The 13,087-nt window shown below is 60.4% G+C and carries 14 protein-coding genes; 9 read left to right on the forward strand and 5 right to left on the reverse strand.

Annotation, left to right across the window (positions count from 1 at the left end):
* Positions 1-28: 28 nt before the first annotated feature.
* The 3 genes from GV818_RS11720 to GV818_RS11730 form a co-directional block, all read right to left on the reverse strand.
* On the reverse strand, positions 29-670 hold the full coding sequence (locus GV818_RS11720; RefSeq protein WP_161776625.1) for an oxidoreductase: 642 nt from the start codon (positions 668-670) through the stop codon (positions 29-31).
* Positions 671-698: 28 nt separating this feature from the next.
* Positions 699-2,417 carry a C13 family peptidase gene (locus tag GV818_RS11725; protein ID WP_161776626.1) on the reverse strand — a complete coding sequence of 573 codons (1,719 nt, stop codon included), beginning with the start codon at positions 2,415-2,417 and terminating at the stop codon, positions 699-701.
* 102 nt (positions 2,418-2,519) lie between these two features.
* Entirely contained in the window at positions 2,520-2,975 is a 456-nt protein-coding gene (locus tag GV818_RS11730) for a MaoC family dehydratase (protein WP_161756544.1), read from the reverse strand.
* A 177-nt stretch (positions 2,976-3,152) separates the two neighbouring features.
* On the opposite strand from GV818_RS11730, the gene GV818_RS11735 reads away from it, so the two are divergent.
* From GV818_RS11735 to GV818_RS11745, 3 genes are read left to right on the forward strand one after another with little or no spacing between them, the layout of a single operon-like run.
* Positions 3,153-3,515 (forward strand): CidA/LrgA family protein, encoded by a 363-nt coding sequence (locus GV818_RS11735; RefSeq protein WP_161756543.1) that lies wholly within the window; start codon positions 3,153-3,155, stop codon positions 3,513-3,515.
* Positions 3,512-4,228, forward strand: a complete 717-nt coding sequence (locus tag GV818_RS11740; protein ID WP_161756542.1) for an LrgB family protein — start codon at positions 3,512-3,514, stop codon at positions 4,226-4,228. Before GV818_RS11735 ends, GV818_RS11740 begins: the two co-directional genes overlap by 4 nt.
* Positions 4,229-4,238: 10 nt before the next feature.
* The gene (locus GV818_RS11745) at positions 4,239-4,829 is read left to right on the forward strand and encodes an LON peptidase substrate-binding domain-containing protein (protein ID WP_161776627.1); all 591 of its coding nucleotides are present in this window, start codon (positions 4,239-4,241) and stop codon (positions 4,827-4,829) included.
* Between the two features lie 30 nt (positions 4,830-4,859).
* Here the strand turns inward: GV818_RS11745 and GV818_RS11750 are convergent, their stop codons facing one another.
* Entirely contained in the window at positions 4,860-6,176 is a 1,317-nt protein-coding gene (locus GV818_RS11750; protein ID WP_161776628.1) for a bifunctional DedA family/phosphatase PAP2 family protein, read from the reverse strand.
* Between the two features lie 47 nt (positions 6,177-6,223).
* Positions 6,224-6,910 (reverse strand): DNA-3-methyladenine glycosylase, encoded by a 687-nt coding sequence (locus GV818_RS11755; RefSeq protein ID WP_161776657.1) that lies wholly within the window; start codon positions 6,908-6,910, stop codon positions 6,224-6,226.
* 176 nt (positions 6,911-7,086) lie between these two features.
* Between GV818_RS11755 and GV818_RS11760 the strand changes: the two genes are divergently transcribed.
* From GV818_RS11760 to rodA, 6 genes are all read left to right on the forward strand, one after another.
* Entirely contained in the window at positions 7,087-8,352 is a 1,266-nt protein-coding gene (locus GV818_RS11760) for a glutamate-5-semialdehyde dehydrogenase (RefSeq protein ID WP_161756539.1), read from the forward strand.
* Positions 8,352-8,996 (forward strand): nicotinate-nucleotide adenylyltransferase, encoded by a 645-nt coding sequence (gene nadD / locus GV818_RS11765; RefSeq protein WP_161756538.1) that lies wholly within the window; start codon positions 8,352-8,354, stop codon positions 8,994-8,996. Before GV818_RS11760 ends, nadD begins: the two co-directional genes overlap by 1 nt.
* Positions 8,997-9,066: 70 nt before the next feature.
* On the forward strand, positions 9,067-9,561 hold the full coding sequence (gene rsfS, locus GV818_RS11770) for a ribosome silencing factor (RefSeq protein WP_161756537.1): 495 nt from the start codon (positions 9,067-9,069) through the stop codon (positions 9,559-9,561).
* A gap of 9 nt (positions 9,562-9,570) precedes the next feature.
* Positions 9,571-10,038, forward strand: a complete 468-nt coding sequence (gene rlmH / locus GV818_RS11775; RefSeq protein WP_111454206.1) for a 23S rRNA (pseudouridine(1915)-N(3))-methyltransferase RlmH — start codon at positions 9,571-9,573, stop codon at positions 10,036-10,038.
* A gap of 11 nt (positions 10,039-10,049) precedes the next feature.
* A complete protein-coding gene (gene mrdA / locus GV818_RS11780; RefSeq protein ID WP_161776629.1) occupies positions 10,050-11,945 on the forward strand; it encodes a penicillin-binding protein 2 in 1,896 nt (631 codons plus the stop codon).
* A gap of 31 nt (positions 11,946-11,976) precedes the next feature.
* Positions 11,977-13,080, forward strand: a complete 1,104-nt coding sequence (gene rodA / locus GV818_RS11785; RefSeq protein WP_178124873.1) for a rod shape-determining protein RodA — start codon at positions 11,977-11,979, stop codon at positions 13,078-13,080.
* Positions 13,081-13,087: the final 7 nt, after the last annotated feature.

Genomic DNA, 13,087 nt, shown 5'->3' on the forward strand with positions numbered 1-13,087 from the left:
CGCAGGGACCGGCTTGCCCGTGATGAGATCATTTGCCCAGCTTGCGCAGCTCATCGGACTCCACCACCCGAGTGCTGCTTTGCTCTTCCAGGGCTAGGCGCCACATGGCTCGGGCCAGTTGGCAGGCCTCGATACCGCGATATTTGCCCGGAATCAGTCGCGACAAAGGGCCGGCCAGTTGTTCGCCCAGACGCGGTTCGATCCGGTCTCCCAGCAGCAGTGAAGGGCGGCAAATGGTCAGTTGTGGCCAGCCCTGTTGCTTGAGCGCTTCTTCCATTTCCCCTTTGATCCGGTTGTAGAAGATCAACGACTTGGGATCGGCGCCCAGGGCGCTGATCACGATCAGGTGGCGTGCGCCCATTTCCCGCGCACGCTTGCCAAAGGCCACCACCATGTCCAGGTCCACTGCGCGAAAGGCGGCTTCGGAGCCGGCTTGCTTGATGGTGGTGCCCAGGCAGCAGAAGGCGATTTCGACTTTGCCGCTGAGCTGCGGCAGGAACACTGCTGGATCACCGACGGGGTTTTCCAGTCGTGGATGGTCGCTCAGTGGACGCCTGCTGGGAGCAAGGACACGGATGATGGTGGGCTCGTTGAGCAAGCGATCGAGCAGTTGCTCTCCGGTCAGCCCTGAGGCACCGGCAAGCAGGATATGCTGAGGCGTCAAGTACATGGTCATTCCCCCTTGATACAGTTTCAGCTTAGTTGCTCTGTACTTCCTTGCTGCCTATAGAGACACTTTGCAGTGCCTTTCGTGCCTGTTGTTTGCGCAATTGTTGCCAGTGCGCGATGACCCCTTTGGGAGCCCAGATCTGTGGCTCCGATGCTTCGAAATTGTCCGCTTGTTCGCGTTCCGCCACAGTGGCCTTGGCCAGCTTGAATGCATGCTCAAGATCGTCGGTCTGGTTCAGGGCCTGGGCGAACAGGGCATCGCCAAAGTAGGTGAAGTCGGCTTCTTCCGAGCAGCCGAAGGACACCCGGTCCGCCTTGGAGGCGGTCATGATCAGGGTTCGTTCGTCCTTGAGTGCCGGGATGAAGCCGCCGGAGTAGCAGGACGAAATGACGATGATCTTGTCGCGGTTCTTTAGCGGTGCCAGGACACTGGCCAGCTCGTCGGCAGGTAGGTCCGCCAGCTCCAGGCGCGGTTGATCGAGTACCAGTTCATGCGCGCTGGTGCCGTGGCTGGTCAGGTAGATGAATACCAGGTCTTCGGGGCCGCTACGTTCGGCCAGGGTCTGGGCGGCGCGGCGCAGATTTTCCCGAGTGGCCATGGGCCGGTTCATCAAGTGGTCGCGGTGGTTGACCAGGCGGATCTGGCCGTAAGCACCGAAGCGGCTGGCGAGCATGTTGCTGACGTAGTCGGCCTCGCGCAGGAACACGCTCTGCTTGCCATCGCCCGCCAGGGTCAGCGTGTAGAGTTCGATGGCCGGGGTGGAGGCGGGCACCGCATCGAGAGCTTCCTTGAGCAGGCGGCCCTGGACCAGCAGGGCGGTTTCCAGTGGGTCGGGTAGCAGCTTGCCGTCGGCATCGCGAACCCGCAGGCCGTTGTTCCACACGCCGCTCTGCACGCTGCCATCACGCTGTACCAGCACGCCATGGCCCTGATAGTTGTCGCTGTCGAAACCACCGACGTAGAAGCTGCCATCGCTGAGATTGAGGCGGCCCTCGCCGCTGAAGCGCCAGTCGCTGAATGTGCCGACATAGTGGCTGCCGTCGGCACCGACCAGCTCACCTTTGCCACCTAGGGCACCTTCCTTGAACTGGCCGATCCAGACATCGCCGTCGGAGTTTTCGTAGCGACCCTTGCCATTCAGCTGATTGTGTTTGAAGCCGCCGACGTAGATGTCGCCTTCGGCGCTGTTGAAGGTGCCGTTGCCTTCCAGTTGGCCATTGACGAAGTTCCCGCTGAACTGGTTGCCGCTGGCATCGCTGCGCTGGCCTTCGCCATTGGGTTTGCCCTTGGCGAATTGGCCTTGATATTGGCTGCCGTCGTCCAGCTCGAGACGACCCAGGCCCGAGTACAGGTCGGCCTTGAACTCGCCACGATAGGTCATGCCATCTTCTTTGAGGGTGCCTTCGCCATCCCGCCGGCCGAGCTTGAAGCCACCGCTGTAGCTGCTGCCCTTGGTGGTCAGGGTGCCTTGCCCGTGGAACAGCCCTTGCTGGAACTGGCCGCGATAGACCTCGCCATTGCTGCCGTGCCATTCGCCCTGGCCATGCCATTGCCCTTTATCGAACTGACCGGCATACCAACTGCCATTGGGGTAGTCGATGCGTCCCTGTCCCTGTAGCAGGCCATTGACCAGGTCGCCGCGATAACGTCCACCGTCCGGCAGGCGAGCATCGGGCGGCAACAGCGACTCGCCGTCTCCGCAGGCGCTGAGCAAGAGGGTCAAAACCAGGGGTACAAGTGGGCGCATAACGGGTTCCGGATAATTAGGGGCCGAGTATGCCGTAGCTGCGTGACTTATATATAGAGAGGTTGAGCGAAACAGCGTGAGCTGCTTCGCATCAGGGGCATTTCAGACGAAGCAGAGCGACAGGGGTTCGGCGATAAAAGCGGGCTTTTCCTGGCCATCGATTTCCAGGGTGGCGGTGGCCTTGAGCAGCCACTGGCCGGGTTTTTTCTCGGTGACTTCAGTCAGCTCGACCTTGAGTCGCACCTTGGAATCGACTTTCACTGGCTGGATGAAACGCACGCTGTCCAGGCCATAGTTGACCACCATCTTCAGGCCCTGGGGGAGCACGAGGATGTCTTCCATCAATTTGGGGATCAGCGACAGGGTCAGGAAGCCGTGGGCAATGGTACTGCCGAACGGGGTTTGCGCAGCCTTGACCGGGTCGACGTGAATGAATTGAAAGTCGCCGGTGGCTTCAGCAAACAGGTTGATACGCTCTTGATCAATGGTGAGCCATGTGGAACGTCCGAGTTCCTTCCCGACATAATCTTTGAGCTCTGCAACAGGAACATAGGGCATTGAGACTCTCCTTGGTTCAACGATTTTTAGTATTCGACCCAGTGTTTTGCGGTCTGAAGCTTCCACTCTAGATCATCATGGTGATCCAGCTCGGTAAACATCCATGCTTTTGGCGAATGCCGGTTCATAGTGCCTGCGTGCTTATAATGCGCCACGGGATCTGGCTGGGGAGGCGGTATGTTGTTACGCGGTTTGACATGGCTGGTGCTGTTCCAATTGCTCGGGACGGCGCTCAATCACTTGCTGGTACCCGTGCTTCCCGGGCCGATCATCGGCCTGTTGCTGATGCTGGTTTTCTTGGTTATCCGCGGTGAGGTGGGGGAGCCGTTGAGCCAGGCGGCCAGCAGCCTGCTGCGTTACCTGCCACTTTTGTTGGTGCCGCCCGCCGTCGGAGTGATGGTGTATGCCCGGGATATCGCCGCGGATTTCTGGGCCATCACCGGAGCGCTGGTGCTGTCGTTGGTGATCTCCATGGCTTTTGTCGGGGTGCTGATGCAGCGCCTGGTCAAGCGCCAGGCTCGCCGGGAGGACAGTCAGTGAGCGTTGATTGGCAGGGCGCCTGGGCGGCGGTGATACACCATCCATTGTTCGGAATCGGCATCACCCTCGGTGCCTATCAGCTGGTGCTGGCGGCCTTTGAAAAAACTCGCTGGATGTTCCTGCAACCGGTGCTGGTGTCGATGTTGCTGGTAATCGGCGTACTGCTCGGTTGTGGCCTGAGTTACACCGAGTACCGTAAAAGCACCGAGATCCTGAGTATTCTGCTGGGGCCGGCCACGGTGGCCCTGGCGGTACCGCTGTATCTCAATCTGCGGCGCATTCGCCAATTGTTCTGGCCGATATTTACTACGCTGGTGGTGGGTGGAGTGCTGGCTACCAGCTTGGGAGTGTTGCTGGGATGGTGGTTCGGCGCCGAGCACATGATCCTCATGACCATGGCGCCCAAGTCTGTGACCTCGCCGATTGCCATGCTGGTGGCCGAGCAGATCGGCGGAGTTGCGGCGCTGGCAGCAGTGTTCGTGTTGATTACCGGGGTGATTGGGGCGATTTTTGGTCCCGGCATCTTGAATCGCCTGGGGGTGCATGGTCCTGAAGCACGGGGCATGGCCCTGGGCATGACCGCCCATGCGGTGGGTACTTCGGTGGCCTTGCAGGAAAGTGATGAATGTGGCGCTTTCGCGGCGCTGGCGATGAGTCTGATGGGCGTTGCCACGGCAGTGTTGCTGCCGCTGGCGGTGTCTTTGCTGGTTTAAGGATGGGTGTATGAGCCTGGCGCTTTTTCCTCTGAATACCGTGCTGTTCCCCGACTGCATTCTCGATCTGCAGATTTTCGAAGCGCGTTACCTGGACATGATCAGCCGTTGCATGAAGCAGGGCTGCGGTTTCGGGGTGGTGTGCATCCTCGAGGGCGAAGAGGCCGGTGTTGCCGCGCCAGGCTATGCCCTGGTGGGCTGCGAGGCGCTGATCACTGACTTTCACCAGCAGGACAATGGGCTCCTGGGAATCAGGGTCAAGGGCGGCCGACGTTTCCGTGTGCTCAGCAGCGAAGTGCAGAAGGACCAACTGACGGTGGCGCAAGTTGCGTGGCTGCAAGAGGCTCCCGAACAGCCGTTGGCGGATGAGGATGCCGACCTGATTGCGTTGCTCAAGGCCCTGGCCGAGCACCCGATGGTCGAGGCATTGAGCATGGGGGCTGAGGCCGAGGGGCAATTATCCTTGGCCAACCAGTTGGCCTATCTCCTGCCTTTTTCCGAGATGGACAAGATCGACCTGCTGCAACTCGATGACCCACAACAGCGTCTGGATGCCATCCAGCAGTTGCTGGATGAGCTGCAGGGAGAGCTTTTCGCCTGAGCCAACGGGGCCTTTCGGCTCGGCTACACCTCAATAGGCGTAGCGCAGCAGAGCGTGCGGCAAATGCCGCATGGACATGAAGGCGCACAGCATCAGCAGCACCGGGAGCAGCAGCCACCAGGTTTTGGCTGGCATCGGCTTGAGCGGGGTTTGCCACTGGATCAAGGTCAAGCTGGCCGCACAGACACAAGCTGCGAGCATCGCGCCGGCAAGAATATCGGTAGGCCAGTGTGCTCCCAGATACACCCGTGACACGGCGATCGCCGCCGCCGGCAGGCATCCCAGCAGCAGCCAGGTCAGACGCATTCTGGGCGGTTGGCCGCGACCTGCCAGCACTGCCAGGGTCAGGAATAGCGCAAAGGAGCCTGAAGAATGGCCGCTGGGCATGCTGTAGCTGGTCAGGGGATCAGTCAGGACTTCGGGGCGTACCCGGGCGAAAAACCATTTGCAGGTGGTATTGGCCAGCGCAGTGCACATCAGCGTGGCGCCGGCGAACAGTGCCTGGCGCCATTGACGCAGCGCTAGCAACAACAGGGTCAGTACTGCGCTGATGATGAACATGGCGCGAAATTCGCCGATCTGCGTGATCATTACCATGATCTTGTCCAGGGCTGGGTCGCGGTGCTCCTGCACCAGGGCGATCAGGCCTTGATCGAATTGAACCAGGTAGGGATAGCCGATAAACAGCCCGGCCAGGATCAGCAGGCTTAGCCCGGACATCAGTAGGGTCGCGCGGCGATGGCGGCGCAGGCTGCTGTTGACACTCAAGCCGATCAGCACCGCCAGGCTGCCCATGACCACACCGGCTTGTGGCCAGAAACCTTCGGGGAGTGGCAAGCGAATGGCCGCGCCAGTAGCCCAGCCGGGTAGCAGGTAGGCCACTGACCAGCCCGCCGCAGCCAGCAGGCTGACGGCGAAGAAGCGCACAAAGGGCATGTCGAACATCCCCGCGACCATTGGCAGCATCGGCCGCAGGGGGCCGATGAAGCGTCCCACCAGCAAGCTGGCAATGCCGTATCGCTGGAAATAGGCTTCGGCGCCGCTGATCCATTCAGGGTGATGACGCAGCCCCGGCAGGCGGCGGATGCTTTGATGGAAACGACGTCCCAGCAGGTAGGAGACCACATCCCCCAGCACGCCACCGAAGAAGCCCAACAGCAGGGTTTCCCCCAGTGACAGCGCGCCATTGCCGGCCAGCACGGCAATGGCGAACAGCAATACCGTGCCGGGGACAATCAGGCCGGCAATGGCCAGGCATTCCACGCAGGCCACGATAAACACAGCTGCGGCCAGCCATTGCGGGTTGCTGGTCAGCCAGGCTGTTACGCTATCGAGCCATGGGCCCATAAATTCAACTCCATTGTCAGTGTCTGGCGGATGCGGCAGGTGTGGTGTCAGTCGAGGATGAGGTAGTCGCGCCCTTCGACCTGGCCGCGCCGCAGCGGGTTCCGTGTGCAGTAGGGGGCGTAGGCGGCATCGACGAAGCGGTACATCAGGTGCTCGTCGCGCCCTTGGGGGATGCCCAGGCGAGTGGTCTGAAGGGTGTGCGGCACTATAGCGCCGACGTCCTCGACAAAGAGGGCCTCATGGTCGAAGCGCTTAGCATCCCAGGCTGGAACTTTCAGGCCCAGGGCCTTGCACAGCAGGGTCTGGCCGGCGCAGAGCTTTTGCGATGGCCTGGGCCGTCCACTGGCGTCGGGGTTGTTCAGTAGCATCTGCGCCAGGCTGGCAGGGCCGGAGACTCCGTCGACCCAGGGATAGGCCGATTTGATCAGCACCGCGTTGCCAGGACCCTGGGCACTGAAGTTCAGCGAGTCACCTCCGCGGGCGTAATACATGTAGATATGCCCGCCATCCAGAAACAAAGCCTTACGCTTTTCCGTGTAGCCGAGGGAGGCATGGCTGCCTTTTTCTTCGCAGTAATAGGCTTCGGTTTCGATAATCCGTGCGGATAGCCACAGCTCGCCGACTTTATGGCGAATGACTTTGCCCAACAGATCATTGGCCAAAAGCTGGGCGTCACGGTCGAAAAAGCTGTCAGGCAGGGCCTTGGGCAGTTTCGCAGAGGTCAGGATGGACATGATGGCGAAGGGTTGTGATGGAAAATGTGACGGAATCATAACAACACCGGGCTTAATTCAGGCTGAACCGCGAGTATTTGCACTCCATTTCGACCATCCGCCTGTGACCGCTGTCCGTGGAACGACGCGACAGCTATAATCAGCCGCTTTCCTCTTTGCCAAGACCACACCAGACCATGACTGAGTCCGTTCTTGACTACATGACCCGCTTGGGTCGCGCTGCCCGCCAAGCCTCCCGGGTGATCGCTCGTGCTACCACCGCGCAGAAGAACCGCGCGCTGCTGGCTGCTGCCGATGCGTTGGACGCTGCGCGACCGGAGCTGACTGCAGCCAACGAGCAGGATCTGGCAAACGGTCGGGCCAATGGTCTGGAGCCGGCTCTACTGGATCGTCTGGCTCTGACTCCTGTGCGTATCGATGAAATGATCGAAGGTTTGCGTCAGGTGGCCAAGCTGCCTGATCCCATCGGTGAAATCCGCGATATGCGCTACCTGCCTTCGGGCATTCAAGTCGGCAAGATGCGTGTGCCCTTGGGCGTGATCGGAATCATCTATGAGTCGCGTCCGAACGTGACCATCGATGCTGCCAGCCTGTGCCTGAAGTCGGGTAATGCCACTATCCTGCGTGGCGGTTCCGAGGCGATCAACTCCAACCGCGCCATCGCTACCTGCATTCAGCAGGGGCTGGCGGTGGCTGACTTGCCAGCCCATGTGGTGCAAGTGGTGGAAACCACCGACCGTGCTGCGGTGGGTGCGTTGATCACCATGCCCGAGTTCGTCGACGTGATCGTGCCCCGTGGTGGCAAGAGCCTGATCGAGCGGGTCAGCCGTGATGCCAAGGTGCCAGTGATCAAGCACCTGGATGGCGTGTGCCACGTATTCATCGACGTGGCGGCGGACCTGGACAAGGCGATCCGCATTGCCGACAACTCCAAGACCCAGCGTTACGCACCGTGCAACACCATGGAAACCCTGCTGGTACACGCCGCCATCGCTGAGCGTGTACTGCCGCCACTGGCTGCGATCTATCGCGACAAGGGCGTCGAGTTGCGGGGTTGTGCACAAACCCGCTCGATCCTCGGCGCCGAGGTGCTGGAAGCCACCGAAGAAGACTGGCGCACCGAGTACACCGCGCCGATCCTTTCGATCCGGGTGCTGGACAACCTGGAGCAGGCCATCGAGCACATCAATACCTACGGTTCGCACCATACCGACTCCATCGTCACCGAGAATTTCAGTGACGCCCGGCGCTTCCTCAACGAAGTGGATTCCAGTTCGGTCATGGTCAATGCCTCGACGCGTTTTGCCGATGGCTTCGAATATGGCCTGGGCGCGGAAATCGGCATTTCCACCGACAAACTGCACGCCCGTGGCCCGGTTGGGCTGGAAGGGCTGACCAGTGAGAAGTACGTGGTCTTTGGCGACGGTCACGTGCGCACTTGATGGGCAAACGTATCGGTCTGCTGGGCGGCACCTTCGATCCAGTGCATATCGGCCACTTGCGTGGCGCGCTGGAAGTGGCTGAATCCATGCAACTCGATGAGCTGCGCCTGACACCCAGTGCCAGGCCGCCTCATCGGGATACACCGCAGGTGTCGGCGCTCGATCGTCTGGCGATGGTCGAGTGCGCGGTAGCGGGTGTCCAACCTCTGGTGGTGGACGACCGTGAACTGAAGCGGGACAAGCCGTCCTACACTATCGACACCCTGGAACAGATGCGGGCCGAGTTGGCCGCAGATGACCAGTTGTTTCTGTTACTGGGCTGGGACGCGTTTTGCGGCCTGCCCACCTGGCATCGTTGGGAAGAATTACTCCAGCATTGCCACATCCTGGTGCTGCAACGCCCGGATGCCGACAGCGAACCGCCGGATGCCTTGCGCAACCTGTTGGCGGCGCGCTCGGTGAGCGATCCACTGGTCCTCCAAGGGCCGGGCGGACACATTGCATTCGTCTGGCAGACGCCGCTTGCGGTATCCGCCACCCAGATCCGTCAACTGCTGGCCAGCGGTAAGTCGGTACGTTTCCTGGTGCCTGACGCGGTCCTGGCCTACATCGATGCGCACGGACTTTACCGTGCGTCGAACTAAAGCGGCGCGCTTGAAGGCACGAACAGTCGTGTATTGAAGCGCCCGAACATACGAGCAAAACGAGTTTTATATGACGAACAACGACGTAAACAAAGTAAAGCGCAAAGGCACATTCAAAAGTGCACCGCTGCCGGAAAAAGTCCTCATCGGTGAGCCCCTCAAGGGCGACGAACTGGTCAAGGTTGCGGTAGCGGCCCTGGAAGACGTCAAGGCCCAGGACGTACTGGTCATCGACGTGCGTGACAAGCAGAGCATCACGGACTACATGATCATCGCCACCGGTACTTCCAACCGCCAGATCGGCGCGATGCTGGACAAGGTTCGCGAGGCAGTCAAAGCCCAGGGCGTCAAGCCGCTGGGTGAAGAAGGCAAGGGCGACAGCGACTGGGTACTGCTGGATATGGACGACGTCATTGTTCACATGATGACCTCCAATGCCCGTCAGTTCTACGACCTCGAGCGTCTGTGGAAAGGCGCTGAGCAGAGCCGCGCGGCTGATGGCAAGCACCACAGCCCTGAAGTTGGTCACGAGCACTTCAACAAGCTCAACAAAGACCAGGAATAAGGAACGGCTGTGCGCCTGCGTCTGATCGCTGTCGGTTCACGCATGCCCAAGTGGGTGGAAGAAGGCTGGCACGAATATGCCAAGCGTCTGCCATCCGAGCTGGCGCTGGAACTGGTGGAAATACCGCTTAACACCCGGGGCAAGAACGCCGACGTGGCTCGCTTTATCCGTCAGGAAGGCGAAGCCATGCTGGCTAAGGTCGGTTCCAATGAGCGGGTTGTGACTCTCGAAGTGCATGGCAAGCCCTGGAGCACCGAGCAATTGGCGGTGGAACTGGATCGCTGGCGCCTCGATTCGCGCACTGTGAATTTCATGGTCGGCGGCCCGGAAGGGCTGGCGCCGGAGGTCTGTGCGCGGGCAGATCAGCGTTGGTCGCTGTCGCCGCTGACCTTGCCGCACCCGCTGGTGCGGATTCTCATCGGTGAACAGCTGTATCGCGCCTGGACCGTGCTGTCCGGGCACCCTTACCACAAGTAGCCCGCGCCCTAATGTCTCAGCCGATCCGTATCAAGGACCACGAAAAAGACGCCCGTCTGGTGCGTGGCCGGGTCGTGTTCGGCGCCATTATGGTGATCTCCCTGATTGGCGTGCTGATTGCCCGGCTGTATTACCTGCAGGTGATCCAGTACGACTATCACTCCACGCTGTCGGAGAACAACCGGGTTCACGTGCAGCCGATTCCTCCGACTCGCGGGCTGATTTTCGACCGCAATGGCGTGGTAGTAGCCGACAACCGGCCCAGCTTCAGCCTGAGCATGACCCGCGAGCGTTCCGGTGACTGGCAGCAGGTCCTTGATGCCATTGTCGAGGTGTTGGAGCTGACGCCGGAAGACCGTGTGCTGTTTGAAAAACGCATGAAACAGGGGCGCCGGCCGTTCGAACCGGTGCCTATCCTGTTCGAGTTGACGGAAGAGCAGATCGCCCGCATTGCGGTGAACCAATTCCGGTTGCCCGGAGTGGAAGTGGTTGCCCAGTTGGTCCGGCATTACCCTCAGGGGGCGCACTTTGCTCACTCTGTGGGGTACATGGGGCGGATCAACGAAAAGGAGCAGAAGTCTCTGGACCCGGTGAACTACGCGGGTATTCACCATATCGGCAAGACCGGCATCGAACGTTTCTACGAGTCGGAGCTGCATGGGCAGGTGGGTTACGAAGAAGTTGAGACCAACGCCCGTGGCCGGGTGTTGCGAGTACTTAAGCGTACCGATCCGATTCCCGGCAAGGACATTGTCCTGAGCCTGGATATCAAGTTGCAGGAAGCTGCCGAGCTGGCCCTGGGTGGGCGCCGTGGCGCGGTGGTGGCGCTGGATCCGAACACTGGCGAAGTCCTGGCGATGGTCAGCCAGCCGAGCTTCGATCCCAACCCGTTCGTGACCGGCATCAGTTTCAAGGCTTATGCCGAGTTGCGGGACTCCATCGATCGGCCGCTGTTCAATCGGGTGCTGCGTGGTTTGTATCCACCGGGCTCGACGATCAAGCCCGCAGTGGCGATTGCCGGGTTGGACGCGGGTGTGGTTACAGCCTCCACCCGAGTCTATGACCCGGGTTACTACCAACTGCCTAACTACGATCACAAATATCGCAACTGGAACCGCACTGGCGACGGTTATGTCGACCTGGACACGGCGATCATGCGGTCCAACGACACCTACTTCTATGACCTGGCCCACAAGCTGGGTATCGATCGGCTTTCGGCCTACATGAGCAAGTTCGGGATCGGCCAGAAGGTCTCCCTGGACATGTTTGAAGAGTCTCCCGGGCTGATGCCGACACGTGAGTGGAAGCGCGCGACCCGGCGTCAGGCGTGGTTCCCGGGTGAAACCCTGATTCTCGGGATCGGCCAGGGATACATGCAATCGACACCGCTGCAACTGGCTCAGGCCACAGCGCTGGTGGCCAGCAAGGGGCGCTGGAATCGTCCACACCTGGCCAAGAGCATCGAGGGCGAGAAACCGGTGGATCACAACCCGATCCCGGACATTGTCCTGCGCGATCCGTCGGACTGGACCAAGGTCAATCACGGCATGCAGCAGGTGATGCACGGTGCCCGTGGTACTGCGCGCAAGGCCGCAGTCGGCTCGCAGTACCGCATTGCCGGCAAAAGCGGTACTGCGCAAGTGGTGGCAATCAAGCAGGGCGAGAAGTACGACCGCTCCAAGGTTCAGGAGCGGCACCGCGACCACGCCTTGTTTGTCGGCTTCGCTCCGGCGGATAACCCGAAAATCGTGGTCTCGGTGATGGTCGAGAACGGTGAGTCGGGTTCTGGCGTCGCGGCGCCCGTGGTGCGTCAGGTGATGGATGCCTGGCTTCTCGGCCAGGACGGCCAGCTCAAGCCTGAGTTCGCCAGCCCTATCAGCACGGAGGCCACGGCCCGTGAAGAGTAATTTTGACCGCATCCTCTCCAGTGAGGATGTGATGCGGCGTCGTGCGACGCTGTTGCAGCGCCTGCATATCGACGGTCCTTTGCTGATCCTGCTGCTGACCCTGGCCGCTGGTAGCCTGTTCGTACTGTATTCGGCCAGCGGCAAGAGCTGGGACCTGCTGGCCAAACAGGCCACATCATTCGGCATCGGTCTGGTATCGATGATGGTCATTGCCCAGTTCGAGCCGCGCTTCATGGCTCGCTGGGTACCCCTGGGCTATGTGGTTGGCGTGGTGTTACTGGTGGTGGTGGACGTCATGGGACATAACGCCATGGGTGCAACTCGCTGGATCAACATACCAGGGGTGATCCGCTTCCAGCCTTCGGAGTTCATGAAGATTCTCATGCCGGCGACCATCGCCTGGTACTTGTCCAAGCGCACCTTGCCGCCTCATCTCAAGCATGTGGGGGTCAGCCTGGTACTGATCGGTATTCCGTTCATTCTGATCGTGCGCCAGCCGGACCTGGGCACTGCCTTGTTGATCCTGGCCGGCGGCACCTTCGTGCTGTTCATGGGGGGGCTACGCTGGCGCTGGATTCTCAGCGTGCTGGCTGCCGCGGTGCCGGTGGCGATCGCCATGTGGTTTTTCATCATGCATGACTACCAGAAGCAGCGGATCCTGACCTTCCTCGATCCGGAAAGCGATCCGCTGGGTACCGGCTGGAACATTATCCAGTCCAAGGCCGCGATTGGTTCGGGCGGGGTCTTCGGCAAGGGTTGGCTGCTGGGCACCCAGTCGCACCTGGACTTTTTGCCGGAGAGCCACACCGACTTCATCATCGCGGTTATGGGCGAGGAGTTCGGCCTGGTGGGTATTTGTGCGTTGTTGCTGATCTACCTGCTGCTGATTGGGCGTGGACTGGTCATCACAGCGCAGGCTCAGACACTGTTTGGCAAGTTGCTCGCGGGCAGCTTGACCATGACGTTTTTTGTTTACGTTTTCGTCAACATCGGTATGGTCAGTGGCTTGTTGCCGGTGGTGGGGGTTCCGTTGCCGTTCATTAGCTACGGAGGAACTTCGTTGGTGACACTACTGTCAGCGTTTGGGGTTTTGATGTCGATCCATACCCATCGCAAGTGGATCGCGCAGGTTTGATTAAGGT

Origin of the sequence: Pseudomonas sp. Fl4BN1 (assembly GCF_009908285.1) — a bacterium.
Classification (GTDB): Bacteria; Pseudomonadota; Gammaproteobacteria; order Pseudomonadales; family Pseudomonadaceae; genus Aquipseudomonas.

Coding starts and splice junctions, on each gene's coding strand:
- GV818_RS11720 (WP_161776625.1), bottom strand. CDS start 670: ATGTACTTGACGCCTCAGCATATCCTGCTTGCCGGTGCCTCAGGGCTG.
- GV818_RS11725 (WP_161776626.1), bottom strand. CDS start 2,417: ATGCGCCCACTTGTACCCCTGGTTTTGACCCTCTTGCTCAGCGCCTGC.
- GV818_RS11730 (WP_161756544.1), bottom strand. CDS start 2,975: ATGCCCTATGTTCCTGTTGCAGAGCTCAAAGATTATGTCGGGAAGGAA.
- GV818_RS11735 (WP_161756543.1), top strand. CDS start 3,153: ATGTTGTTACGCGGTTTGACATGGCTGGTGCTGTTCCAATTGCTCGGG.
- GV818_RS11745 (WP_161776627.1), top strand. CDS start 4,239: ATGAGCCTGGCGCTTTTTCCTCTGAATACCGTGCTGTTCCCCGACTGC.
- GV818_RS11750 (WP_161776628.1), bottom strand. CDS start 6,176: ATGGGCCCATGGCTCGATAGCGTAACAGCCTGGCTGACCAGCAACCCG.
- GV818_RS11755 (WP_161776657.1), bottom strand. CDS start 6,910: ATGTCCATCCTGACCTCTGCGAAACTGCCCAAGGCCCTGCCTGACAGC.
- GV818_RS11760 (WP_161756539.1), top strand. CDS start 7,087: ATGACTGAGTCCGTTCTTGACTACATGACCCGCTTGGGTCGCGCTGCC.
- nadD (WP_161756538.1), top strand. CDS start 8,352: ATGGGCAAACGTATCGGTCTGCTGGGCGGCACCTTCGATCCAGTGCAT.
- rsfS (WP_161756537.1), top strand. CDS start 9,067: ATGACGAACAACGACGTAAACAAAGTAAAGCGCAAAGGCACATTCAAA.
- mrdA (WP_161776629.1), top strand. CDS start 10,050: ATGTCTCAGCCGATCCGTATCAAGGACCACGAAAAAGACGCCCGTCTG.
- rodA (WP_178124873.1), top strand. CDS start 11,977: ATGCGGCGTCGTGCGACGCTGTTGCAGCGCCTGCATATCGACGGTCCT.